This is a genomic window from Rhodovarius crocodyli (genome assembly GCF_004005855.1).
Lineage (GTDB): Bacteria > Pseudomonadota > Alphaproteobacteria > Acetobacterales > Acetobacteraceae > Rhodovarius > Rhodovarius crocodyli.
In genome coordinates, this window is sequence record NZ_SACL01000004.1 from 361,987 (window position 1) to 380,886 (window position 18,900).

General features: G+C 67.5%; 39 protein-coding genes. 38 read left to right on the forward strand and 1 reads right to left on the reverse strand.

Annotated elements, in window-relative coordinates; translation table 11 throughout:
- Positions 1 to 6: 6 nt before the first annotated feature.
- The 37 genes from EOD42_RS13805 to EOD42_RS13965 all read left to right on the forward strand — a co-directional run bounded on the left by EOD42_RS13805 (position 7) and on the right by EOD42_RS13965 (position 17,722).
- The gene (locus EOD42_RS13805) at positions 7 to 639 is read left to right on the forward strand and encodes an FMN-binding negative transcriptional regulator (protein WP_164867933.1); all 633 of its coding nucleotides are present in this window, start codon (positions 7 to 9) and stop codon (positions 637 to 639) included.
- 34 nt (positions 640 to 673) lie between these two features.
- Positions 674 to 1,630 (forward strand): tripartite tricarboxylate transporter substrate binding protein, encoded by a 957-nt coding sequence (locus EOD42_RS13810; protein WP_164867934.1) that lies wholly within the window; start codon positions 674 to 676, stop codon positions 1,628 to 1,630.
- A 92-nt stretch (positions 1,631 to 1,722) separates the two neighbouring features.
- Positions 1,723 to 2,403 (forward strand): hypothetical protein, encoded by a 681-nt coding sequence (locus tag EOD42_RS13815; protein WP_127788123.1) that lies wholly within the window; start codon positions 1,723 to 1,725, stop codon positions 2,401 to 2,403.
- Between the two features lie 5 nt (positions 2,404 to 2,408).
- Positions 2,409 to 2,777, forward strand: coding sequence for a hypothetical protein (locus tag EOD42_RS13820; protein ID WP_127788124.1), 369 nt, complete (start codon positions 2,409 to 2,411; stop codon positions 2,775 to 2,777).
- Positions 2,778 to 3,078: 301 nt separating this feature from the next.
- Positions 3,079 to 4,803 (forward strand): DNA primase, encoded by a 1,725-nt coding sequence (dnaG, locus tag EOD42_RS13830; RefSeq protein ID WP_127788125.1) that lies wholly within the window; start codon positions 3,079 to 3,081, stop codon positions 4,801 to 4,803.
- Entirely contained in the window at positions 4,797 to 5,018 is a 222-nt protein-coding gene (locus EOD42_RS13835; protein WP_127788126.1) for a hypothetical protein, read from the forward strand. Before dnaG ends, EOD42_RS13835 begins: the two co-directional genes overlap by 7 nt.
- On the forward strand, positions 5,018 to 5,344 hold the full coding sequence (locus EOD42_RS13840; protein ID WP_127788127.1) for a MarR family transcriptional regulator: 327 nt from the start codon (positions 5,018 to 5,020) through the stop codon (positions 5,342 to 5,344). The genes EOD42_RS13835 and EOD42_RS13840 overlap by 1 nt, the downstream gene beginning before the upstream one ends.
- A 2-nt stretch (positions 5,345 to 5,346) precedes the next feature.
- Positions 5,347 to 5,751 (forward strand): hypothetical protein, encoded by a 405-nt coding sequence (locus tag EOD42_RS13845; protein ID WP_127788128.1) that lies wholly within the window; start codon positions 5,347 to 5,349, stop codon positions 5,749 to 5,751.
- Positions 5,748 to 6,491 (forward strand): RNA ligase family protein, encoded by a 744-nt coding sequence (locus EOD42_RS13850; protein ID WP_127788129.1) that lies wholly within the window; start codon positions 5,748 to 5,750, stop codon positions 6,489 to 6,491. The genes EOD42_RS13845 and EOD42_RS13850 overlap by 4 nt, the downstream gene beginning before the upstream one ends.
- Positions 6,491 to 6,718, forward strand: coding sequence for a hypothetical protein (locus tag EOD42_RS13855; protein ID WP_127788130.1), 228 nt, complete (start codon positions 6,491 to 6,493; stop codon positions 6,716 to 6,718). The genes EOD42_RS13850 and EOD42_RS13855 overlap by 1 nt, the downstream gene beginning before the upstream one ends.
- On the forward strand, positions 6,715 to 7,461 hold the full coding sequence (locus EOD42_RS13860; protein ID WP_127788131.1) for a hypothetical protein: 747 nt from the start codon (positions 6,715 to 6,717) through the stop codon (positions 7,459 to 7,461). Before EOD42_RS13855 ends, EOD42_RS13860 begins: the two co-directional genes overlap by 4 nt.
- Positions 7,458 to 7,949: a hypothetical protein gene (locus tag EOD42_RS13865; protein ID WP_127788132.1), complete on the forward strand. Its 492-nt coding sequence runs from the start codon at positions 7,458 to 7,460 to the stop codon at positions 7,947 to 7,949. The genes EOD42_RS13860 and EOD42_RS13865 overlap by 4 nt, the downstream gene beginning before the upstream one ends.
- Positions 7,946 to 8,479: a DUF1643 domain-containing protein gene (locus tag EOD42_RS13870; RefSeq protein ID WP_127788133.1), complete on the forward strand. Its 534-nt coding sequence runs from the start codon at positions 7,946 to 7,948 to the stop codon at positions 8,477 to 8,479. The genes EOD42_RS13865 and EOD42_RS13870 overlap by 4 nt, the downstream gene beginning before the upstream one ends.
- The gene (locus tag EOD42_RS13875; RefSeq protein ID WP_127788134.1) at positions 8,476 to 9,291 is read left to right on the forward strand and encodes a hypothetical protein; all 816 of its coding nucleotides are present in this window, start codon (positions 8,476 to 8,478) and stop codon (positions 9,289 to 9,291) included. The genes EOD42_RS13870 and EOD42_RS13875 overlap by 4 nt, the downstream gene beginning before the upstream one ends.
- Positions 9,292 to 9,450: 159 nt before the next feature.
- Positions 9,451 to 9,906, forward strand: a complete 456-nt coding sequence (locus EOD42_RS13880; RefSeq protein ID WP_206020354.1) for a hypothetical protein — start codon at positions 9,451 to 9,453, stop codon at positions 9,904 to 9,906.
- Entirely contained in the window at positions 9,899 to 10,189 is a 291-nt protein-coding gene (locus EOD42_RS13885) for a hypothetical protein (RefSeq protein WP_127788135.1), read from the forward strand. Before EOD42_RS13880 ends, EOD42_RS13885 begins: the two co-directional genes overlap by 8 nt.
- A gap of 84 nt (positions 10,190 to 10,273) precedes the next feature.
- Entirely contained in the window at positions 10,274 to 10,555 is a 282-nt protein-coding gene (locus tag EOD42_RS13890) for a hypothetical protein (protein ID WP_127788136.1), read from the forward strand.
- Positions 10,552 to 11,109, forward strand: a complete 558-nt coding sequence (locus EOD42_RS13895) for a hypothetical protein (protein WP_127788137.1) — start codon at positions 10,552 to 10,554, stop codon at positions 11,107 to 11,109. The genes EOD42_RS13890 and EOD42_RS13895 overlap by 4 nt, the downstream gene beginning before the upstream one ends.
- Positions 11,096 to 11,476, forward strand: coding sequence for a hypothetical protein (locus tag EOD42_RS13900; protein ID WP_127788138.1), 381 nt, complete (start codon positions 11,096 to 11,098; stop codon positions 11,474 to 11,476). Before EOD42_RS13895 ends, EOD42_RS13900 begins: the two co-directional genes overlap by 14 nt.
- Positions 11,466 to 11,639: a hypothetical protein gene (locus tag EOD42_RS25935; RefSeq protein ID WP_164867935.1), complete on the forward strand. Its 174-nt coding sequence runs from the start codon at positions 11,466 to 11,468 to the stop codon at positions 11,637 to 11,639. The genes EOD42_RS13900 and EOD42_RS25935 overlap by 11 nt, the downstream gene beginning before the upstream one ends.
- Positions 11,636 to 11,971 (forward strand): hypothetical protein, encoded by a 336-nt coding sequence (locus tag EOD42_RS13905; RefSeq protein WP_127788139.1) that lies wholly within the window; start codon positions 11,636 to 11,638, stop codon positions 11,969 to 11,971. Before EOD42_RS25935 ends, EOD42_RS13905 begins: the two co-directional genes overlap by 4 nt.
- The gene (locus EOD42_RS13910) at positions 11,968 to 12,180 is read left to right on the forward strand and encodes a hypothetical protein (RefSeq protein ID WP_127788140.1); all 213 of its coding nucleotides are present in this window, start codon (positions 11,968 to 11,970) and stop codon (positions 12,178 to 12,180) included. Before EOD42_RS13905 ends, EOD42_RS13910 begins: the two co-directional genes overlap by 4 nt.
- A 93-nt stretch (positions 12,181 to 12,273) precedes the next feature.
- A complete protein-coding gene (locus tag EOD42_RS13915) occupies positions 12,274 to 12,669 on the forward strand; it encodes a hypothetical protein (RefSeq protein WP_127788141.1) in 396 nt (131 codons plus the stop codon).
- Positions 12,666 to 13,136 carry a hypothetical protein gene (locus EOD42_RS13920; RefSeq protein ID WP_127788142.1) on the forward strand — a complete coding sequence of 157 codons (471 nt, stop codon included), beginning with the start codon at positions 12,666 to 12,668 and terminating at the stop codon, positions 13,134 to 13,136. The genes EOD42_RS13915 and EOD42_RS13920 overlap by 4 nt, the downstream gene beginning before the upstream one ends.
- Positions 13,129 to 13,314: a hypothetical protein gene (locus tag EOD42_RS13925; RefSeq protein WP_127788143.1), complete on the forward strand. Its 186-nt coding sequence runs from the start codon at positions 13,129 to 13,131 to the stop codon at positions 13,312 to 13,314. Before EOD42_RS13920 ends, EOD42_RS13925 begins: the two co-directional genes overlap by 8 nt.
- Positions 13,311 to 13,838 (forward strand): hypothetical protein, encoded by a 528-nt coding sequence (locus EOD42_RS25940; protein WP_164867936.1) that lies wholly within the window; start codon positions 13,311 to 13,313, stop codon positions 13,836 to 13,838. Before EOD42_RS13925 ends, EOD42_RS25940 begins: the two co-directional genes overlap by 4 nt.
- On the forward strand, positions 13,835 to 14,182 hold the full coding sequence (locus tag EOD42_RS13935) for a DUF3307 domain-containing protein (RefSeq protein WP_127788144.1): 348 nt from the start codon (positions 13,835 to 13,837) through the stop codon (positions 14,180 to 14,182). The genes EOD42_RS25940 and EOD42_RS13935 overlap by 4 nt, the downstream gene beginning before the upstream one ends.
- On the forward strand, positions 14,179 to 14,475 hold the full coding sequence (locus EOD42_RS25945) for a hypothetical protein (RefSeq protein ID WP_164867937.1): 297 nt from the start codon (positions 14,179 to 14,181) through the stop codon (positions 14,473 to 14,475). The genes EOD42_RS13935 and EOD42_RS25945 overlap by 4 nt, the downstream gene beginning before the upstream one ends.
- The gene (locus EOD42_RS13940; protein WP_127788145.1) at positions 14,472 to 14,720 is read left to right on the forward strand and encodes a hypothetical protein; all 249 of its coding nucleotides are present in this window, start codon (positions 14,472 to 14,474) and stop codon (positions 14,718 to 14,720) included. Before EOD42_RS25945 ends, EOD42_RS13940 begins: the two co-directional genes overlap by 4 nt.
- Entirely contained in the window at positions 14,710 to 15,048 is a 339-nt protein-coding gene (locus EOD42_RS13945; protein ID WP_127788146.1) for a hypothetical protein, read from the forward strand. Before EOD42_RS13940 ends, EOD42_RS13945 begins: the two co-directional genes overlap by 11 nt.
- Positions 15,041 to 15,250 carry a hypothetical protein gene (locus EOD42_RS13950; RefSeq protein WP_127788147.1) on the forward strand — a complete coding sequence of 70 codons (210 nt, stop codon included), beginning with the start codon at positions 15,041 to 15,043 and terminating at the stop codon, positions 15,248 to 15,250. The genes EOD42_RS13945 and EOD42_RS13950 overlap by 8 nt, the downstream gene beginning before the upstream one ends.
- A 269-nt stretch (positions 15,251 to 15,519) precedes the next feature.
- Entirely contained in the window at positions 15,520 to 15,825 is a 306-nt protein-coding gene (locus EOD42_RS13955; RefSeq protein WP_127788148.1) for a hypothetical protein, read from the forward strand.
- Positions 15,815 to 15,988: a hypothetical protein gene (locus EOD42_RS25950; RefSeq protein WP_164867938.1), complete on the forward strand. Its 174-nt coding sequence runs from the start codon at positions 15,815 to 15,817 to the stop codon at positions 15,986 to 15,988. Before EOD42_RS13955 ends, EOD42_RS25950 begins: the two co-directional genes overlap by 11 nt.
- A 44-nt stretch (positions 15,989 to 16,032) precedes the next feature.
- Entirely contained in the window at positions 16,033 to 16,203 is a 171-nt protein-coding gene (locus tag EOD42_RS25955) for a hypothetical protein (RefSeq protein WP_164867939.1), read from the forward strand.
- A 2-nt stretch (positions 16,204 to 16,205) separates the two neighbouring features.
- Positions 16,206 to 16,355, forward strand: coding sequence for a hypothetical protein (locus EOD42_RS25960; RefSeq protein WP_164867940.1), 150 nt, complete (start codon positions 16,206 to 16,208; stop codon positions 16,353 to 16,355).
- A complete protein-coding gene (locus EOD42_RS13960) occupies positions 16,352 to 16,735 on the forward strand; it encodes a hypothetical protein (RefSeq protein ID WP_127788149.1) in 384 nt (127 codons plus the stop codon). Before EOD42_RS25960 ends, EOD42_RS13960 begins: the two co-directional genes overlap by 4 nt.
- Before the next feature lie 75 nt (positions 16,736 to 16,810).
- Entirely contained in the window at positions 16,811 to 17,722 is a 912-nt protein-coding gene (locus EOD42_RS13965; RefSeq protein WP_127788150.1) for an AbiTii domain-containing protein, read from the forward strand.
- Between the two features lies 1 nt (position 17,723).
- On the opposite strand, the gene dut is transcribed toward EOD42_RS13965, so the two are convergent.
- Positions 17,724 to 18,161 carry a dUTP diphosphatase gene (gene dut, locus EOD42_RS13970; RefSeq protein WP_127788151.1) on the reverse strand — a complete coding sequence of 146 codons (438 nt, stop codon included), beginning with the start codon at positions 18,159 to 18,161 and terminating at the stop codon, positions 17,724 to 17,726.
- 123 nt (positions 18,162 to 18,284) lie between these two features.
- Here dut and EOD42_RS13975 point away from each other — a divergent pair, with 123 nt between their 5' ends.
- On the forward strand, positions 18,285 to 18,716 hold the full coding sequence (locus EOD42_RS13975; RefSeq protein WP_127788152.1) for a hypothetical protein: 432 nt from the start codon (positions 18,285 to 18,287) through the stop codon (positions 18,714 to 18,716).
- The last annotated feature ends 184 nt before the right edge of the window (positions 18,717 to 18,900 follow it).

Here is an 18,900-nt window from a genome sequence, read left to right on the forward strand (position 1 = left end):
CAGAGTTTGTACACGCCCCTGCCCTTCCGCTCCGACGATACCGCCCTTGCCTGGGAACTTCTGGAGGAGATCCGCCTCGCGACCCTGATCAGCAACGGAGAGCGGCTGGAGACCAGCCAACTGCCTTTCCTGATCGACCGCGAGCGGGGCCAGCATGGCACGCTCGTGACCCATATGGCACGGCCCAATCCGCAATGGCGCGCCCTGGACCCGGCACGGGAGGTCGTGGTCAGCGCGCTGGGACCCAATGCCTATGTCTCACCCAGCTGGTACGCCGCGCCCCGCGCCCCGACCTGGAACTACGTGGCGTTGCAGATCCGCGGCCTGCCACGCGTGATCGACGATGCCGCCTGGTGCCGCCAGGCCGTGCTGCGCCTGGGCCGCACCATGGAGCCGCCCGGCACCGGCTTCAGCGTCGATGAGCTGAAGGACGACTATCTGGATGCGCTGAGCAAGGGGATCGTGGGCATCGAGATCGAGGTGAGCTCGGTCGAGGTCCAGCTCCGTCTTTCCCAGCAGTATGACGAGGATCACCGCGAGCGCGTGCGCCGGGCCTTCGAGGCCGGGTCCCTGCGTGAGCGGCAGGTGGCGGAGGCCATCGCGCGCTTCGCCCAACGCGCGGGAAAAACCGCGCCATGACAGGGAAAGCCGCCAGCACGATGAGGAGAACGAGATGATGCCGACAACCCGTCGTTGCCTGCTGACCACCGGGGCCGCCCTGGCGGCCGCCCCGGCCCGCGCCGCCCTGCCCGACAAGCCCATCCGGGTTATCTGCCCCTGGGCGGCGGGCGGCACCTTCGATGCCTATCTGCGCGGCTTCGCGCCGCTGGCCGGCCGACACCTGGGCCGCAGCGTGCTGATCGAGAACCGGCCCGGTGCGGCGGGCGCGGTCGGCATGGCCTATGTGAAGGGCCAGCCCGCCGACGGCTCCACGCTGGTGGGTGTCACGGATGCCAGCTGGCGCCTGCCGCTGGTGCAGCGCGTGGATTATGACGGCACGCGCGACTTCACGCATCTGGCCGGGCTGAACAACATGGCGCTCGGCTTCATCGTGCTGAAGGACAGCCCGATCCGCAGCATCGCGGATCTGGTGGAGCGCGCGAAGGCGCAGCCGGAGGGGCTGTCGGTCGCCGGCGGCGGCACGCCCGCCAGCCCGCCCTTCGGGATGAAGCTGCTGGAGCTGCGCACCGGCATCCGCTTCCTCTACGTGCCGGTTGCAGGGCCGGCACCGGCGCTGAACGCGCTGCTGAGCAAGACGGTGGACCTGATGTTCGACAGCGTCGGCAGCGCGGCCGGCATGATCGACAGCGGCGAGGTAAGGCTGCTGGGCGTGACCACGCCCGGACGGTCGGACCGCTTCCCGCAGGTGCCCTCGATCCGGGAGCAGGGTTTCGATGTCTCCTTCGACTATCTCTCCGGCATCGCGGGCCCGCCGGGCATGGCGCCCGAGGTCAGCGACGCGCTGATCGAGGGCTTCCGCAAGGCCACGATGGAACCGGAGCACGCCACCCTGCTGGCGCGACTGAGCCTGCTGCCCGCCTGGCGGGCTGGGCCGGACTATGCGGCCTATGTATCCGGCCTGTACCGGGACCTGCCGCCGGTGCTGCGCGCCATGGGCCTCACCCGATAGCTCACGGCGCCCGGGCGGCTCATTCATCAGTGTGATGAAGCCGGGCCGCCCGCCTTGTTACTGTGCGGGCAGTAATGAGGGAAGAAACTGAAATGGCATACGATGCCAATGATTGGGTGAACCCTTATCTCTCTGATCGGCGGCAGTATATCTGCCGCCAACTGGCCCAGGCCCTGCCCAATACCGTCACCAAGCTTTCCTCTCATGACGGGACGGCAGCGAAGTTCACCGAATGGACCGGCCACACCCAGCGATCGCTGGAGACGGCCTGGCAGAATGAGGGCTTCGCCAAGAACGAGAAAGGCCAATGGGCACGCGACGGCGTCGGGGCGGTCACGACCTCCTGCGAGGGGCTGGTCGGCACCATCTTCACCCGGATCGAGCAGGCCAAGATGGGCAAGCGCAAGGGCGGCGCCACCTCCTTCAGCCTGTCCGGCAACGACAAATGGGGGCGCGAGAAGGAAACCCCGCCCGTCGGCTGGCACTGGTTCCGCGAACGCAGCGCCAGCGTGCACCCGCGCGCGGGCGACGTGTTCCAGATCGGCACCGAGACGCGGCCCCACCAATGGACGCACCACCATGTCGGCGTCATCACCCAATGGAGCAACGATGACCCGCTGATGTGGGAGACGGTGGAGGCCGGCCAGGGCGGCCCCGGCCGCGGCTATGACTTCATGATCCGCAAGGAATACCGGCTGGTGAACCCGATCGACAACAAGGCGCCCCGGAAGGTCATCATGGGCTGGCTTGATATCGACGAGCATTTCGGCTGAGCGGGATGGAGTACCTCGGCATCGCCGGCGGCTGCCTGGTGGCCGGCGCGCTGACCCTGCTGCGGCTGCTGCAGATGTCGCGCTGGATCAGGCGCGACGCGGTGCATCTGGGCGTGCCGTCCCTCTGGGCGGTCTCGGGCCAGGCGGTGCAGGTGCGTTACCTGCTGGACGACGGCAGGCCGGTCATCGCCTCGTTGCGCCATTACGGCAGGGGCGGCCCGCCCGCCAAGGGCGCGACGGCAAGGATCATCCAACATCCGGAAGACCCGGAGCGCATCGAATGGGCCATGGCCCGCCCCATCCTGGCCGCGATACTGGCGGTGCTGGCCTTCGTCATGGTGAAGGCGCTGATGGGGTGGTGGTCTGGGGGGTGATGGTGCCGACTCGGGGAATTGAACCCCGGACCTACTGATTACGAATCAGAGTTTCCACCAAATAAATAGCTGAAAAGACTACAAATTATTTTCGGTATCCCGAAATTCGGCCTTTTGGCTACCACATGGCTACCACTGCGCTGAAGCGGGGCTGGCCGAAAAATTTTGCAGCAAGAACAATGACCACAGCGAATTAACCATCGCGATGTGTTTTCGTGGTTGTCAGAGCACATTCTAATGTGTTTTCTGTGTTCCGCCGGGGAGCCTTCCCAGGCCTAAACAGCCACAGAGAACGCCTCCGATGCTCCCCTCCACCTTCCTCGACGAACTGCGCGGCCGCACGCCGTTGCACACCCTCGTCGGCCGTAAGGTGAAGCTGGAGCGGCGGGGTCGCCAGTGGAAGGGTTGCTGTCCTTTCCATTCCGAGAAGTCGGCGTCCTTCTATGTCTACCCGGACCACTACCACTGCTTCGGCTGCGGCGCCCACGGCGACGCCATCGCCTTCCTGACCGAGGGCGAGGGCCTTCCGTTCCGCGAAGCCGTGGAGCGCCTGGCTGCCGAGGCGGGCATGGACGTGCCCCAGGACAGCCCCAAGGCGGCGCAGCGCGCTGAGGAAGCCAAGTCTCTGCAGGACGTCCTGGCCGCTGCCCAGGATGCCTTCACCCGGCGCCTGAAACTGCCCGAAGGTGCTGAGGGTCTGGCCTACCTCCGTAAGCGCGGCCTCAGCGACGAGACCATCGCGCGCTTCGGCCTCGGCTGGTCCGGGTCGGGCCGCGGCGCGCTGACAGCAGATCTCCGCGCCCAGGGCATCACTCCAGAGCAGATGCTGGCCGCCGGCCTCCTGCTGGAGCGCGATGGGCGCCTGGTGGATCTCTACTTCGACCGGGTGACCTTCCCCATCAGGAACGAGCGGGGCCGGGTCATCGCCTTCGGCGGCCGCGTGCTCGGTGACGCCAAGCCCAAGTACATCAACGGCAGCGAAAGCCCGGTTTTCTCGAAGCGCCGCAGCCTCTACGGCCTGGATCTGGCGCGCGAGGGCATCTTCCGGGGTGCCGCGCCTGTGGTGGTCGAGGGCTACCTGGACGTCATCGCCCTGCACGAGGCGGGGTTCCGTGGCGCCGTCGCCCCGCTCGGCACCGCGCTGACCGAGGAACAGCTGCAGCTTCTCTGGGGCATCAACCCCGAACCCGTCCTGTGCTTCGACGGCGATAGCGCGGGCTCGAAGGCCGCCGCGCGGGCTGTGGAGCTGGCAATGGGCCTCCTCGAGCCCGGGCGCTCCATCCGTATCATGACCCTGCCGGTGGGCCAGGATCCCGATAGCCTGGTGCGCGAACGCGGCGCTGCCGCCTTCCAACAGCACATGGCTGTCGCCCGCCCGCTGCACGAGGTTCTCTACACGGTCATCGAGCGGTCCATCCCCGCCGGCACGCCCGAAGCCCGGGCCCAGCTGCGCCATCGCCTGGAAACGGCCGCTGGCCAGATCAAGGACAAGGCGCTGGCGCAGGAGTACCGGAAGGCCCTGCTGGACCAGTTCTATCGCGCAGCCCGCCCGGGCGCTCCCAGCCGCGGGGCGAAGGGCATGCGATACGCCCGGCCGACCGAGGTCGGGGACCAGGTGCGCGTGGCGCTGGCCCGCATCGTCCTGCACGCGGCGGCCCACCACCCGGACGTCCTCGACGAGCTCGAGGAGCAGCTGGCCATGGCCTCCCTGCCCCGCGGCCGCTGCGCCGACCTTCGCGATGCCCTGCTCCGCGACCGCACGCTGCCTGCCAGCGACCTGGGCTGGCTCCAGGGGGCGGACATCCCCCCCGAGGTGACTGCCCATGCCGCGCCGGACGAAGCGGTCGCCATCGCCCAGGGCGTGCTGACCCGACTGCAGAGCGAGCAAGTGCTCACCGCTGACCTGGAAGCCGCCGTCGAGGCCTTCGCAGCCGGCGACGCCGCCGCTGAGGCCCGCCTCATCACCCTCAACCGTGAGCTGCTGGCGCTGCGCGCCGGCGAGCCCTTGGAGGACGCGTTGTGCTGAACTCCGTGATTCTGCTGGTGCAGATCTGCATGGCCCCCGCCTCCGGCGGCATCCTGCTCCAGGGCTGTGTCCACCGGACCTATGAGTCGACCGACTGCGCCTCGGCGCTGGCCATGGCCGCCTCCATTGTCGCTTCGGACCGCGTCGTGGTGCCGGGCGGCTGCGTCAACGTCATGGAGCCCGCGCGGCGCGCGGCGGCCCGGGGGCGCAACTGATGGGCGCCTTGGATCACGGGCGCATCCCGACCCATCGCCTGATGGCGGCCTTCACCTCGGCCGCCCAGGTCCATGTCGAGCTCACCTGCCGGCAGATGGCCTTTCTGTGCCGGTTGGCGACCGATGGCGGAAAGTCCACGGCGTACTATGCCGAGAAGCTCGGCGTGTCGAAGCCCGCCATCACCCGGGCCTGCGACCGCCTCAGCGTCCTCGGGCTCTGCCATCGGAAAGGCAGCGACTTCGACCGCCGCCAGGTGGTGCTGACCATCACCTCCGAGGGGCGCGCGCTGCTCGAGAAAGTGGCGTCCGCGCAGGTGGAGGGCTGACCATGTCCGACCCCAACCACCTGAGCTTCGCCCCGCCGCCTGAGAGCGGGTTCTGGGCTGACGCCTTCAAGGAGGCGAGCCAGCCCCTCGAGGCACTGCAGCGCTACCTCTACGCCCTGCATGATGCAGACTGGGAACAGGCGGGCCCGCGCCAGGTCGGGCACGCGCGCCGCATGGCTATCGCCATCCTGCCCGGGGTGATGCCGCTGCGCGAGGAGATGCTCTCGCAGCCGGGCGAGGCCGGGATCGCGGCCCGTGAACTGTTCAACTTCCTGGACCAGCTGCCACAGGCTGCGCCGCCCTGCCGGCCTGAGCAGGCGCGGGCCATCCGGCGGGCGCTGATGCCGGCGGCCAAGACTGGATTCCGGGATCGCGTGCGAGCCTTCTTCCGGAGGGCCTTCTCGTGAGCGCGGCGCAACAGACCAATCCGAAGCCTTTGCAGATGAAGGCGTATGGCAGCACGCCGCACCTGCCTGGATCTCGGCTTGGGCCTGGGGACTGGACCATCCACCCCGGCCAGGCCGCGATCTGCACTGACAAGGCGCGTGACAAGCACGACGTCATCCACATCACCGAGAAGCTGGACGGCTCCTGCTGCTGCGTCGCTCGGATCGGGGACGACATCGTCCCGCTGACCCGCGCTGGCTACCACGCCAGCACGTCGCCTTTCCCGCAACACCACCGCTTCGCCGAGTGGGTGGCGGCCCGTGCCGAGCGCTTTCGGCACGCGATGCCTGCCGACACGCGGCTGGTCGGGGAGTGGATGCTGCAGGCCCATGGCTCGCGATACGCGATCACCAGTGTCGAGCAGCTTTTCGCCCCCTTCGCTCTTTTCCAGGGGCGGAAGAGGCAGCCGATGGCGAGCTTCTACAAGGTCAAGACGCTGGCCGGCCTCTGCGCGGCCAAGCTGCTGCACTTCGGCGCCCCCCTCTCGATCGAGGCCGCCTTCAGCTTTGCCTGCGAGCGCGGCGGCGGGCTGGGATGCCAGGATACGCCTGAGGGCGTCGTCTATGTGGTGGAGCGGAATGGGGTCTTCGACTTCGCCGCCAAATGGGTGCGCCCCGACAAGATTGACGGGGTGCTGCTGCCGGAGATCGGTGGCGGGCCGCTTGTCCTGAACTGGGCCGGCGGGATGGGTGCTGCCTGATGGCCGGCAACAAACTGACGCCCTCGCGCCTCCTGAAGGAGCTCGGCTCTGGCGCCCAGACTTGGGTTCTTGCCAAGCGCCTGGACGCCCGGACCGCCGATGTGCGGAAGGCCATGGTGCAGTTGGAGAAGGCGGGCAAGGTCGGCCGCAAAGCTGACTGGAACGCGTGCAACAGCATCTTCTGGGTGCCGGCGAGCGCCGTGCAGCCGAAGGCGGTGGCGCCGTGACCGACCGCCCCATCATCTTCTCGGCGCCGATGGTGCGCGCCCTGCTGGACGGCAGGAAGGCGCAGACGCGGCGGGTGCTGAAGCCGCAGCCGCCTGAATGGGCCACCTTCTGCGAGCAACCCGAAATGATGAACGCGCTTCATCAGTGGGTTCCCTCAGGACTGTGGCGGTGGAGCGAGCCGGAGCAAACCCCGCGCCGCCCTCTGCGAGCATGGCCCGTGGACGCGGACGGCGAGCACTTTTGGGCGCGCCTTCGCTACGCCCCCGGCGACCGGCTGTGGGTGCGGGAGGCGTGGTGGACAGACTGCGCATTCGACGGGACGGCGCCGCGCGATCTCCAGAGATTCGCTGGCGACCTTCAGCGCGACTTGCCGATCTGGTTTGCCGAGGACGACAAGTCTCGCGCATGGGGAACTGCCCGCCCCTCCATCTTCATGCCGCGCTGGGCCAGCCGGCTCACACTGCACATCGAGGAGGTGCGGGTGCAACGGCTGCAGGAGATCAGCGAGGAGGATGCGTGCGCCGAGGGCGGCTTGCAGCTCCGATCTGGACGGTGGGTGACTGCCCAAGGCGAGCAGCATTTCGGGCTGGCGCGCCACAGCGCGCGCAGCTGGTTCAGCCGCCTGTGGGGCGACCTCCACGGCCCCGAAGCCTGGGCCGCTAATCCCTGGGTCGCCGCCCTGACCTTCCGGGTCGAGCACGCCAACATCGACGCGGCGAAGGCCGCCGAGGTGGCGGCATGACCTTCGAGCGCGCGGATACCTGGCTGCTGGATCGCGTCTTCCAGCCCATCGCCACGGGCCTCGCTGGCTGGGCCTCCCCGCTGAAGATCGGCCGGGAATGCCTGGTCGCGGCGCTGGGCTTGAGCCTGACCGCGGACTTCCTGGTGGTCAGCCAGGGCGCCTTCACCACTATGCGCCTGGCAGCCTCACTCCTGCAGCTGGTGGCCATCTGGTACATGGCCAGTCGCGCCAGCCAAGTGGACCAGCGCCTGAAGGAAGGCGCCATGAACCCGCTCCGCGCGGATTGGGTGCTGTTCCGGTACATTGACTTGGTCGTCGTGCCTTTGAGCGCGCTGGGGCTGCCTAACGCCATTGCTGACAAGGGCGCGGCGCTGGCGCTCCTTAACTTCATCGAGGCCATTGCGGTGATGGCCGGGGTCTACCTCGCATCCTGCCAGAAAACGCCCCCGCCGCTGCCGTTGGCCCGCGCTGTGGGAGCGGGCGCATGACCGACCTCCTCCTGGCCGTGGACAACACGCGCAGCGCCCTCATCAGCCCCTGCGGCACCTATCGCTACACCCTGGGCCGAGTGCTCGGCCACGGGCGCAGGTCCGTGGTCTGGGCCATGCTGAACCCCAGCACCGCCGACGCCCTGAAGGACGATCCCACGATCCGGCGCGTGGTCGATTTCTCCCGGCGTTGGGGCTTCGACCAGGTGACGGTGGTGAACCTCTACGCGCTCCGCTCGTCTCAGCCTGAGGCACTGTGGTGCCACCAGGATCCTGTGGGGACGGAGAACGACCGCCATATCCGGCGGGCCTTGCTCGACGCCGAGACGGTCGTTTGCGCCTGGGGCGCCCATGCCAAAGCGGACCGCGTGCGCGCCGTCCTGGACCTCATCCGAGATGCTGGCCTTCGCCCCCACTGCTTGGGGCTCACGAAACACGGGCAGCCCCGCCACCCCCTCTACATCCGCGCCGCTGAGCCGCTGACCGTCTGGGACGGTGGCGCCCCGGCCAACCATGGAGCCACCGCATGAGCAAATCCGACAGCGCCATGGCCGCCCCCGATACCGCCGCCGATTCCTGCCACATCACGATCGACCTGCTCAGCGAGTGGGATTGGCATGAGGAAGGCCGCGAATGGTTCCGCACCAAATTTCCCGACGGCGCCAGCTACGGTGAAACCAGCGAGGCTCTGCTGGCTGAAAACCTCCGTTCTGATGCCCTGTGGTTGGACTATCGCGCCATAGACGCCTGGGGCTTGCGGCGCGATTTCGTTGCCCGGGCTGTCACTGACATGACCAGGATCACCCAGCAGGCGGCTGGGAAAGCCCTGGATAGCTACGCTGGCCGCAGCGAGTGCTCGATCTATTCCGGCCGCGTGGCGTCTTCAGCACATGCTGCCCGCCTCGCGGTATCGACACGCTTCAGCAACGTCGCGACCTCCGGTGACGCCAGTATCGTGGTCTCCTCGGGCTACGCCGACCAAATCGCGGCGTGTGGCGACGAAAGCGTCATCGCGGCCTCGGGCAGCTGCAACCGTCTCGCCGTATCAGGCGATGAAAGCAGCATCGCGGCCACAGGCGGCGATGGTTGCCTCGCGTCCTCAGGCAGATCCTGCCGTCTTGCGGCATCGGGCAGATCCAGCCGCCTCGCGGCCGCAGGACCGGACAGCAGCCTGATGCTCGGCCCCGATAGCTGCGGCTCCGCCGTCTGGTGGGATGGGGTCCGCTATCGCTTCGCCACGTGCACCACGTCCGAGGGCGAACTGTCGCCCGGCGAGCAGAGAGTGCGCGTGGGCGTGCGGTATCGCGTCAGCGACACCGGTCAGTTCGAAGAGGACGCGTGACAGGCGGGCGCCGCCCGCTGCCGTGCCTGTGCCCGGTCTGCCTGGGCACAGGCCTCGCCTGGAACCCTTTCCGTCGCACCGAGTGGCCCTGCCCCGTGTGCGACGGCCAACGACACCCCGAAGAGCAGCCGGCCACGATGCCGCTGCGGAGACGCCGAGATGAAGGTCACCGTATCCCATAAGGTCGCCATTGAGGTGACGCATATCGATGTCGAGGCGGGCGTCCGCTACTGGGAGGACGCCACGGTCAACGGCGTTGCCGACGAGGATGGCACCCTGATCCCCGGCCGCGTGGGCGAGCACTGGAAGGTGCGCATCCGGCTTGCCGATGGCGTGGTGGAGGACTGGCCGGCGGGAACCACCGCCGATATCCACTACAAGGTCTGCGACGAGGGCCAGTACTGGCTTTCTGATGCCTCCAGGCAGCGGCAGATGAAGTGGGCCGGCTACTATGTGCCCAACGATTTCCTATGCCACGGCGGCAGAGGCTACGGCGACTACATCATCCTGGAGATTGATGGGGCCGGGGTGATCCAAGGGTATCAGCAGCCCACCATCGACGACGAAGAGTGGCAAGTCGTGGAGCCGGCCGCCCAGGAGCGCAACGATGGCTGACCACGCTCTTCCGATGCCCGGCATCATCATCGAGACCCTGGCGGGCCAGTGCCCGGTCGAGGCCGAGGGCACCATCGACGGCGAGCCCTTCTACTTCCGGTCGCGCGGCGCCCACTGGACGCTGGGCATCGGCGGAGAGGTGATCGGCGATCCCCGGTGGCAGTACCGCGAGCCCTACGGCACCTGGCCGGACGCCGGCTACATCACCGAGGAACAGGCTCGCCGCTTCATCGCGGAGGGCGCTGCGCGCTACCGCGCCGCTGCGGAGGTCGCCGATGCCTGAGCTCCTTGCCGTGGCGATCGGCTGCTTCGTGGCTGGCTGGTGGTGCGGAGAGCGCTATCTGCGCCGCCGCCGGCGGTCGCGCCTATGAGCACCGCACCCGTCGCCCGCGCCCGCGAGGCGCGCATCCGCGAGATCGCCACCGCCCGCTGGACCGCCACGCCCCAGCGCGGCGACTGGTGGTTCAACACCCACCACCAGAACTACCAGGCCGTGCTGCGCGCGGGCCCGTTCTGCGTGGTGGACGCGCATCTGGTCGAGATGACCGACGCCCAATTCGAGCGCTGGCTCAGCCGGGTCCAGGAGATCCGAGGCAATGCCCAGCGCGCCCTGGCCGCAGAGGCCATGCCCTCGGAGGAAGCAGCATGAGCAACCGCACCCTGATCGAGCTGAACCACGACTACTGCCCGAACCCGCGCGACGACGCGGCACTGCTGGACTGGGCTCGCGCCATGGTCCGGTACATGGGTGGCGCCGACCCCGCCGATCTGCCGCAGGGGGTGGTGCGCAAGCACTTCCGGCATCACTCCGAGCCGTGCCCGATGGAGGCCGGCCCCACTGGCGGCGTCACCGCAGCCGATCTCATCGCGCTGAGGCGGCATCTCGACCGTGCTGCAGAACAGGTGAGCGACCTTCAAGGCAAGGTCATCAGCACGCGATCGAGATTCGACGCGGACACCTTCGCCCTTGCTGGGGACGAGGTGCTGCCCGGCTACGGTGTCGCCGAGGCCCTCGATTTCCAGGACTTCCTGGTTCCAGTGGAGGTGCATGCCTGGGCGATCGTGCGCCGCGTTTGGGCCGTCCGCGTCCCGATTGGCGACGCTGACGGCAACCATGATGGCGACGAAATCATGGAGTTCGCCACCAAGGACGAGGCCGAGGCCTTCGTGAAGTCCGTGGAGACGCCCGATGCAACCGAATGAAGCCCTCATCCGCGCGGTGGCCAAGGCCGCGTGCCCGGGCCGCGAGCCCTGCAAGGACGACCTCTGGCAGGCGGAGATCTACATCCGCGCCCTGGCCGAGGTCAGCCCTGAGGTTCGCATGGTGCTGTCCGACAGGGACGAGGACCAGGCCTTCATCATCCGGCACGCCGATCCCGACTGCCCGGACATCGTGTTCTCCGGGTGCGGTGCGCGGGAGGGCGCCTACCGTCGCTATGCTCGGCGCCTCGCCGCCTGGAACTGCGACCTCTTCCAGCTGATTTGCGGCAGCCAGCACAAGGATGAGGTGCGGCGCCGGATCCTGCAGGAGAGCCGCCGCGCGCAGCAGGAGGGGCCCCGTGCAGCTTGACCCCCAACTGTGCGAGCGCCTGGCCCGCAAGGTCTGGCCGGGCCGCAAGCCCTCCAAGGCCAACCTCTGGAACACAACCGCGCTGCTCGGCGCCCTGTGCGAGGAGGTCCCCGAGATCGCGGACGTCCTCGGGGCGCGGCTGGCCGCAGGTGAACCGAAATGAACCGCCGCATCCTGAAGAAGCAGTGCAAGCGCGCCATGGAGGTGCTGATCCAGCACCACGGCTACCGCGCGTCCTCCTTCAAGGCGGCGACTGGCGACGAGTGCATCGTCGTCCTGGCAAAGGGCTTCGACCGCCGGCAGCTGGACGATGGCAGGCCCGAACCAGACTGGGCCTGGCTGCACCCCGGCCCCCTGAAGGGCACGCCGCTGTTCTACCGGCAGGTCAACCACGAGCACGACGAGTGGGACCACAAGCTTCCCACCGAGGAGCTCGCCGACATCACTACGGACTGGTCAGGGTTTCTGGCCCCGGCTGGAAGCGAGGCAGCATGAGCAAGCTCCGCATCAGCGCTCTGGTGCTGCTCGCGATCGCGGGCGCCGTCTGGCTCGCCGGGACCGCGCTGGCACTGTCCGTGGTGGCGCCGCGCTTCTGCCCCCAGGCATATTACGCCTGGGCCGCCACATGGCCGGTCTGGCTCGTCGCCCCCACCTCATGGCGGGAGGCGTTTTTCGCCTGGACCTTCGGCTGGTGCATGCCGTGACCCCCACCCCCATCCCCCCTTCCAGTCTGGTGAAACCCGAAACCATGGTCGATGGGCGGGGTCATCCGCCCCGCCTTCGGACAGGAGGCGACCATGCCAGACGGCTCTTTCGACGCGCGGCGGCAGCAGATGCTGCAGGACATGCACCATGCCGTCCCCGGCGTGACGCTGCATGCCCGCGAGCGGATGCTCGAACGCCACGGCCGGGATCTCACGCGCCTGGAATGGCTCCATGCAGTGATGTCCATCCTGGACCGCCGCGCGCTGCTGCTGTCCTCCAAGATCCAGTCCAACGGCTGGGCCGAGTGCTGGGCGGTGACGGTGGGCGCCGTGACCATCCGCATGATGTGGTCCCCGGACCGTGCCCATGTCCTGACCGTGCTGGACGACGAGCACAGCCAGGGCGGCCGGGCCGTGAACATGGCCCTGGCCTCGCCCCTCAAGATCACCGCGCCCCCGCGCAAGCCCACACACTGGAGCCGCCGATGAGCGACATCGACACCACGCGCCTGGCCGCGATCAGCGGCAGCTACACCGACAAGGATGGCGTGCGGCGCCAGATGTCGCCTGATGAAGCGCGGGCTTTGTGGGACCAGGCTCAGGCTGCGAAGGCCCGTCGCCACGAGCTGATGCCGGATGAACCCAGCGCTCTACGGTTTCTCTCAAGTGCCTACTACCGCCTGCAGGAGCTTGGCTGGATGGAGGCCAAGTACGGCCCGAAAGACGGCAGCGAGGTCCGCGCCATCCAGGCTGGCAGCACGGGCATCTTTGCCGCCCGATACTCCGGCATCTGGCCCGATGGGCACTGGCTCATGTTCGACGGGACCGACGCCTGGGTCGCTGAGCCGTTGCTTGTCCGCCTTCTTCCGGAGGCCGAAGCCGCTCGAGCGGAGCGCCTCGCTGCAGCGGCCACCATCTATCGAGAACAGCTCCAACGGGAGGCAGCTCATGGCTGACACCCTAAGCGCCTTCGGCGCGCTCGGCCCCCTCGGGATGATCCTGCTGGTGGCGCCAATCTACTACATCGTCACGCGCGGCTACCGCGCGCTCACCATCCTCGTCCGAGGGTGGCCACCTGCGCACCTCGACGCCGATGGGCAGTGGAAGCCTGAGCCACGGGAGAACCGGGAATGACCACCGCACCAAGCCTCTGGGCACGCCTTCGTGCGCGCTTCGCCTGGCGCGAGATGGGCCGCTCCACGCGCCACATCTACCAGCAGAACGCCGTGACCGGCGCTCGGCGCTTCATCTTCAGGGATGGCGGCGGCTATGTGCCGCTGGATCAGGCTTGGCTTGATGGCAAGCACGACAAGCTGTTCCAGACCCCAATGTCCGAGCAGCAGCGTGTCGTCGCTGGCTTGGGGGCGACGAGCGTTCGTGGCCCGCGCCTCGCCTCCTCGCCCCCGGCGGCGTCGCCGCGCATCGCGGCTGCACCCAGCGGAGGGCCCGGCCATCGGCGGGAGGACTACACCACCCTCCATATGCCTACGCCGCTGTTCCTGGACAGCCACACGCCGAGCGCCACGCCCGCCAGCAGCACGCCCAGCTCCAGCGGCGGCGGCAACGAGAGCAGCAACAACTCCTACTCCAGCGGCGCCAGCGATGTGGGTGGCGGAGGAGGCGGTGGTGATCCGGGCGGCGGGGGTGGCGGCGAATGACCCCGGCCGACCCCTTTGCCCTCCTGCTCCTGCTGCTGGCCGGGCACGCCCTCTGCGATTACCCGCTGCAGGGCGACTTTCTCGCCCGGATGAAGGATCCGCGCAGCGACATCGGCGCCCGCCTCTGGCCGCACGGCCTGGCCGCTCATGCCCTGATCCATGGCGGCATGGTCACTGCCCTGACCGGCTCATCCATCCTGGGCCTGGGCGAGGCCGTGGCACACGCTTGGACCGACTATGCCAAGTGCCGCGGCTGGCTGAGCTTCAACCAGGACCAGGCCTGCCATGTCGCCTGCAAGGTCGTGTGGTGGGCCCTGGTGCTGGTGGCGGAGGGCCGGCTGTGATCCGCCGCCTCGAATCCAAGATGCTCGGCTGGCTGACCCGGAGGAAGGAGGAGCGCCTTCTCCTCCGCCACGGCGGCATTCAGACCTGCCCGTGGTGCCGGCAGTGCGCGCAGTTTTCCCCTGACTGGTCGCTCGTGCCCAGTGAGGAGCACCCCACGCTGGACGTGCTGACCTGCGGCGTGTGCGGTGGCACGAGCCTGTGGCTGTTCGCCATCGGGATGGTTCCAATGGCGCCGCTTGCGCCACCGCTCCCTGACCCCGAGTTTCCTAACAGACTGGGGCAGCACACATGAGCGGCGCCTCGAAGAAAGTCACCCTGAAGCGCCTCGGGCGCGCCACCGCCCAGGCGACCGGCTTGGCGCTCTGCGCTGCCACCGCTGTCTTCGCCGCAGGCCTGGGGCTGCAAGTGCTGGTCGCGCTGCTGACGTCCCTTCAATGGGGATCGGGCGCAGATGCCTGGATGGTGGGCGTGGCTATCATGGCCATGTTTCCGGGCGGCATCGCGGGCTTCGTACTGGAGTTCGCCAATGACCTTTGACCTCCCCTGGTACGTCCTCGGCTTCATCGCCACCGGCGCCATCGTGTGGGCCGCCGCCGCCGGCTGGGTGGCCATCACCACATGCGCCCTGCTCTACGCCGCGACTTGGGCCACCTTCTATGTCGGGTGCCAGCTCTGGAACCTGCATGTCGTCGAGCGCGAGGGGCGCGACGCCTGGCGCATCACGCCCTGGCGCGCCTGGTGGCGGAGCCTGTGGTCAACGCCCGCATGGCGCCATGCCTGGAAGATCGCGCGCCGGCCTCGCGGCTGGAAGCCGGCGCTCGGGTTCACCTATCCGCCGGCGACGATGGAGGCCCAGGATGGCTGAGTACCGCATCGTCACCGACAACGCCTCCGGCTTCATGGTCCAGGCCCGCCGCTGGTGGTGGCCCTTCTGGCTTCAGGTCGGGTTCAACAGCAGCAGCAGCGCGGAGGGCGCGCGACAGTGGATAGAGCGGGAATTCGCATATGCTGCGCGGAAGAAGAACGCCGGCAAGGTGGTCGAGCACCTCGGAAGGTGGACGTCATGACCCCAGCCATCAGCGACCAAGCCCTGCTCCACGCCGTGGGCCCTAAGGGCAACCACACCTGGCGCATCTCGGCCGCCCTTCGCCACTCCGTCGAATACAAGCGGCTCGGCCGGCGCCTCCGGCAGCTGGAGCAGCGCGGCCTGCTCGAGCGGGTGGCCGCCCTCAGCACGCCCTGCGATCCCTTTTGGCAGCGGCCACAGAGGTCCCCTGGAATTCCAAGGGAGGTGGCGCCGCCTGTCTTCCCCGCCACGGCAATGGAGGCCTGACCCATGGCAACCGCACGCCTCGGAGACGGCACCATCCTGACCTATTCGCCCGGCTTCAAGCCAGGCGACCCCGAGCCCAAGGGCTACCTGGACTGGCACGACTGGGCCGAAGTCCAGCACAAGGCGGGCTTACGCCAGACGCAATGCCCTTCCTGCTCGAGGTGGCAGTACCCGCAAGGGATGAGCACCAGGGAGGTGGCCTACGAGGCCGCCACCAGCCGGGGTCAGAAGATCCGGGTCTCCTCGTTCATGTGCCTCGCCTGCGCTGAGAAGGCCGGGCCGCCGGAAGGAGCCGTCAATGGCCGCTAACTTCAGCATCACGACGCCCGCCTTCCTCGAGATGCTGCAGGAAGCCAAGGGCCGATACGACGTGGTCGAGCGCGCCATCGTGAAGGCGACGGAAAACGCCGGCCGCGCTCCATCCGTGGAGGCGGTTCTGGCCATCATTCGGACTGAGGGAGCCATGCAGTGATCAAGGCCGGCGATCTGTCCATCAACCCACGATACGTCGCCAGCATGCGTTGGGACCGTGGGCACAGCTACACCAACCTCGTTGTCCGGATGCACGACGGACACGAGCATCACATTCGGCACACCACCACCGCCCCTGGCTGGGGCGTGGACGCCTATGAGGTGGAGAAGGCGATCCAAGACGCGCTGAACCTCCACAGCACGCAGGAGCACTGACCATGCTTCGTTTCCTCCGCATCCTGCTGACCATGTGCCTCCTCGGCATCGCCATGCAGGCGTGTGACTGGGCCAACCGGCCCAGCCAGTTCGGCGAATGGGCTGCCAAAGCGCGGCAGGCCTATGACGCGAGTTTGAGGACCAGGCCATGACCCGATACGGCCGCAACCAGAAGCGCGCCCACCGGGCCGTTGTAAAGCGACTGCAGGCCGAGCTGGCCGCGACCAAGGAGGAGCTGGCCCTATTCCAGCAGCGCCTTCGGGCCGCCTTGTACCAGTCCGCAGGTGCCGAGGAGCGGGCATTCGAGAAATTCGCTGCGCAATCCGGCATGCTGGCGCACGTCACAGAGACGATGGCGCGTGAAGTGGGGCGGTTTCTCGGGCCGCACGAGGCAGCCGCCGCCCGGCAACTGGTGGGGCGCGACCGGAATGTCGGGCTTTACCTTCGCCACGACCCCATGGCCTCACGGCCCTGGCGGGTGGTGACCATCGATGTGCCGTCCGCGCGCATGGAAGTTGCGGTGGATGAGTGATCCTCACAAGCCGGCGCCGAGAGCCGCGGAAGCTGAATGCTAGGAATCACTCCCCGTCGCTCGTATTCTACCGAAATGAATGACGGCCTCCCGCTGGTGATACAACTTCAGCAAAAAGCCTTCGACGCCCAGGACTCAATTTCAACCTTACTTCGGATGTCGAAGTTGGTTGCTATAAAGCTGGGCGTGGAGGGTGCCCGCGAGTGGATTGAGCACGAGCTGAACGGCTACGAAGGCGTAGTCAATGATGACCTCCCTAAGTATCGTAAAGTCAAAGGCAGCCCACGCGCACGGAATCCGTTCCATGGTTGGATACCGATGACGATATCGGACAACGATTTTGCGGAAGCAATATCCACAGCCCACATAATTCAGTCAGCGGGCGCTTTGGAGGAGACAATCCGAAGCCACCCCAATGAAGACTATCTCCAAATAAATTACAGCAATCAGCAGTACACGATACTCAGGAAGATGTTCAGCACTGACTTTCCCATGGCGATCCACCTTACTCCCGCCTCCATCTGGGCAATCGTTGACCGAGTAAGGAATTTGGTACTGGACTGGGCCATGGCGCTGGAACGCGAGGGCGTCCTAGGTGCCGGCATGCAGTTCTCGATGCCTGAGCGACAGAAAGGATCGATTGTGACGAACAATTACTTCGCCAACAACATCGGCGTTGCAGGCGATATCAGTGGCAGCGCTCAACTAAATCTCAACCAGCACGCCCATGTGGGCTCGATCGACGTAGCCGCGCTTCGACAGCTGATCGCACAACTCGAGATGAATTCGAGCGCCCTGCCGCCAGAGGTACGCTCAGCGATGGCGCCGGCTTTAGCGGCGCTTCAGCACGAGGCCGGTCAATCATCGCCTGACCCGTCGAAGATCCGCACGTTGCTGGCATCGGTCCGCACGGCATGCGAGGGTGCGGCCGGTAATCTGGTTGCCTCTGGCGCGGTGGAGCTGATCAAGGCGTTATTGGGAGGGTAATCTAGGCGCCCACCCCCGTGCTCCCAAACCCGCCGGCGCCGCGCTCGCTGATGGGCAGCCTGTTCGTCTCCACCAGCACCTGCCTCACCACCGGTGCCAGCACCGCCTGGGCGATGCGCATGCCGCGCGTCACCTCGAAGGCCTTGGCGCCGGCGTTGAGGAGGATGACCCCCACCTCGCCGCGGTAATCCTCGTCGATGGTGCCAGGCGCATTCAGCACAGTGACGCCGTGCTTCAGCGCCAGGCCAGAACGCGGCCTGATCTGCCACTCATGGCCCACGGGCAGCGCCACCGCGAACCCGGTCGGCACCAGCGCGCGGCCGCCGGGCGGGATCACCACCGGCTCCTGCACCGCCGCCATCAGATCCACGCCAGCAGCACCGGACGTCGCAGCAGAGGGGAGAGGCAAGCCGTCGCTGTGCGGCAAGCGTTCGATCATGATCACGGTCTGTATCCCAGCAGTGGAGCCGCCAGGATACAGGCCTGGGCGTCGACGGGACAGGCGCGCCGCCCCACTTCTCACCGAGGTGCTATGGTCGCTCGATAACAGACGAGCATGCCCATGTCAGACCCCACCGACGAGCCCATCCACGCCTCCTGGCCGAAATACCGCATCGAGATGATCCTCAGCGAGGAGGTTGAGCCAATCGAGCCTGGCCTCGTCGTACGGCAAGCCTGGATCGTCGCCCCCTTGGAAGACGCCCCGGAGGACCTGGAGGCGGCCAATGCAGCGCGGGCTACCTGCCTCGACCGCCTGCACATCGCCGCCTGGACGATGCGCAATATGGCTGGCCCAGCCTGGGCCAAAGCTCTCGTCGACGAAACCGCGCAGGGAATTAGCCGCCGCACGGATGCCGGCTTCTGGAGAGAGAGGCTGGTGCAGGATGACATGCGCCAGTTCCTCCGATCCGGAGTGCTATCACGCGCGGTGCATGGCTTCGGCCTCCACGTGGACTACATGGCCGAGAGTGCTGAGGAGCCCGAGGACGACTGACCCAATGCATGGGGGCTGAAACCCTTTCACCCCCTTCCACGTCACCCCCTTGCCGCCACCCCAGCGCTTACACCCTGTCACCGCCTGAAACCGACGATGGATCAATCGCGTAGCCCTGCCTGCAACACCTGACACCTCCAGGTGCAACACCACCTGTCACAGACCCTTGTCAGGGTGCCAGCGC

Coding starts and splice junctions, on each gene's coding strand:
- EOD42_RS13910 (WP_127788140.1), top strand. CDS start 11,968: ATGAGCAAGCTCCGCATCAGCGCTCTGGTGCTGCTCGCGATCGCGGGC.
- EOD42_RS13960 (WP_127788149.1), top strand. CDS start 16,352: ATGACCCGATACGGCCGCAACCAGAAGCGCGCCCACCGGGCCGTTGTA.
- EOD42_RS13915 (WP_127788141.1), top strand. CDS start 12,274: ATGCCAGACGGCTCTTTCGACGCGCGGCGGCAGCAGATGCTGCAGGAC.
- EOD42_RS13935 (WP_127788144.1), top strand. CDS start 13,835: ATGACCCCGGCCGACCCCTTTGCCCTCCTGCTCCTGCTGCTGGCCGGG.
- EOD42_RS13845 (WP_127788128.1), top strand. CDS start 5,347: ATGTCCGACCCCAACCACCTGAGCTTCGCCCCGCCGCCTGAGAGCGGG.
- EOD42_RS25950 (WP_164867938.1), top strand. CDS start 15,815: ATGGCCGCTAACTTCAGCATCACGACGCCCGCCTTCCTCGAGATGCTG.
- EOD42_RS13870 (WP_127788133.1), top strand. CDS start 7,946: ATGACCGACCTCCTCCTGGCCGTGGACAACACGCGCAGCGCCCTCATC.
- EOD42_RS25940 (WP_164867936.1), top strand. CDS start 13,311: ATGACCACCGCACCAAGCCTCTGGGCACGCCTTCGTGCGCGCTTCGCC.
- EOD42_RS13950 (WP_127788147.1), top strand. CDS start 15,041: ATGGCTGAGTACCGCATCGTCACCGACAACGCCTCCGGCTTCATGGTC.
- dnaG (WP_127788125.1), top strand. CDS start 3,079: ATGCTCCCCTCCACCTTCCTCGACGAACTGCGCGGCCGCACGCCGTTG.
- EOD42_RS13880 (WP_206020354.1), top strand. CDS start 9,451: ATGAAGGTCACCGTATCCCATAAGGTCGCCATTGAGGTGACGCATATC.
- EOD42_RS13900 (WP_127788138.1), top strand. CDS start 11,096: ATGCAACCGAATGAAGCCCTCATCCGCGCGGTGGCCAAGGCCGCGTGC.
- EOD42_RS13940 (WP_127788145.1), top strand. CDS start 14,472: ATGAGCGGCGCCTCGAAGAAAGTCACCCTGAAGCGCCTCGGGCGCGCC.
- EOD42_RS13975 (WP_127788152.1), top strand. CDS start 18,285: ATGTCAGACCCCACCGACGAGCCCATCCACGCCTCCTGGCCGAAATAC.
- EOD42_RS13820 (WP_127788124.1), top strand. CDS start 2,409: ATGGAGTACCTCGGCATCGCCGGCGGCTGCCTGGTGGCCGGCGCGCTG.
- EOD42_RS13925 (WP_127788143.1), top strand. CDS start 13,129: ATGGCTGACACCCTAAGCGCCTTCGGCGCGCTCGGCCCCCTCGGGATG.
- EOD42_RS13905 (WP_127788139.1), top strand. CDS start 11,636: ATGAACCGCCGCATCCTGAAGAAGCAGTGCAAGCGCGCCATGGAGGTG.
- dut (WP_127788151.1), bottom strand. CDS start 18,161: ATGATCGAACGCTTGCCGCACAGCGACGGCTTGCCTCTCCCCTCTGCT.
- EOD42_RS13875 (WP_127788134.1), top strand. CDS start 8,476: ATGAGCAAATCCGACAGCGCCATGGCCGCCCCCGATACCGCCGCCGAT.
- EOD42_RS13955 (WP_127788148.1), top strand. CDS start 15,520: ATGGCAACCGCACGCCTCGGAGACGGCACCATCCTGACCTATTCGCCC.
- EOD42_RS13965 (WP_127788150.1), top strand. CDS start 16,811: ATGAATGACGGCCTCCCGCTGGTGATACAACTTCAGCAAAAAGCCTTC.
- EOD42_RS13890 (WP_127788136.1), top strand. CDS start 10,274: ATGAGCACCGCACCCGTCGCCCGCGCCCGCGAGGCGCGCATCCGCGAG.
- EOD42_RS13855 (WP_127788130.1), top strand. CDS start 6,491: ATGGCCGGCAACAAACTGACGCCCTCGCGCCTCCTGAAGGAGCTCGGC.
- EOD42_RS13945 (WP_127788146.1), top strand. CDS start 14,710: ATGACCTTTGACCTCCCCTGGTACGTCCTCGGCTTCATCGCCACCGGC.
- EOD42_RS25955 (WP_164867939.1), top strand. CDS start 16,033: ATGCGTTGGGACCGTGGGCACAGCTACACCAACCTCGTTGTCCGGATG.
- EOD42_RS13840 (WP_127788127.1), top strand. CDS start 5,018: ATGGGCGCCTTGGATCACGGGCGCATCCCGACCCATCGCCTGATGGCG.
- EOD42_RS25960 (WP_164867940.1), top strand. CDS start 16,206: ATGCTTCGTTTCCTCCGCATCCTGCTGACCATGTGCCTCCTCGGCATC.
- EOD42_RS13885 (WP_127788135.1), top strand. CDS start 9,899: ATGGCTGACCACGCTCTTCCGATGCCCGGCATCATCATCGAGACCCTG.
- EOD42_RS13815 (WP_127788123.1), top strand. CDS start 1,723: ATGGCATACGATGCCAATGATTGGGTGAACCCTTATCTCTCTGATCGG.
- EOD42_RS13895 (WP_127788137.1), top strand. CDS start 10,552: ATGAGCAACCGCACCCTGATCGAGCTGAACCACGACTACTGCCCGAAC.
- EOD42_RS13810 (WP_164867934.1), top strand. CDS start 674: ATGATGCCGACAACCCGTCGTTGCCTGCTGACCACCGGGGCCGCCCTG.
- EOD42_RS13865 (WP_127788132.1), top strand. CDS start 7,458: ATGACCTTCGAGCGCGCGGATACCTGGCTGCTGGATCGCGTCTTCCAG.
- EOD42_RS13920 (WP_127788142.1), top strand. CDS start 12,666: ATGAGCGACATCGACACCACGCGCCTGGCCGCGATCAGCGGCAGCTAC.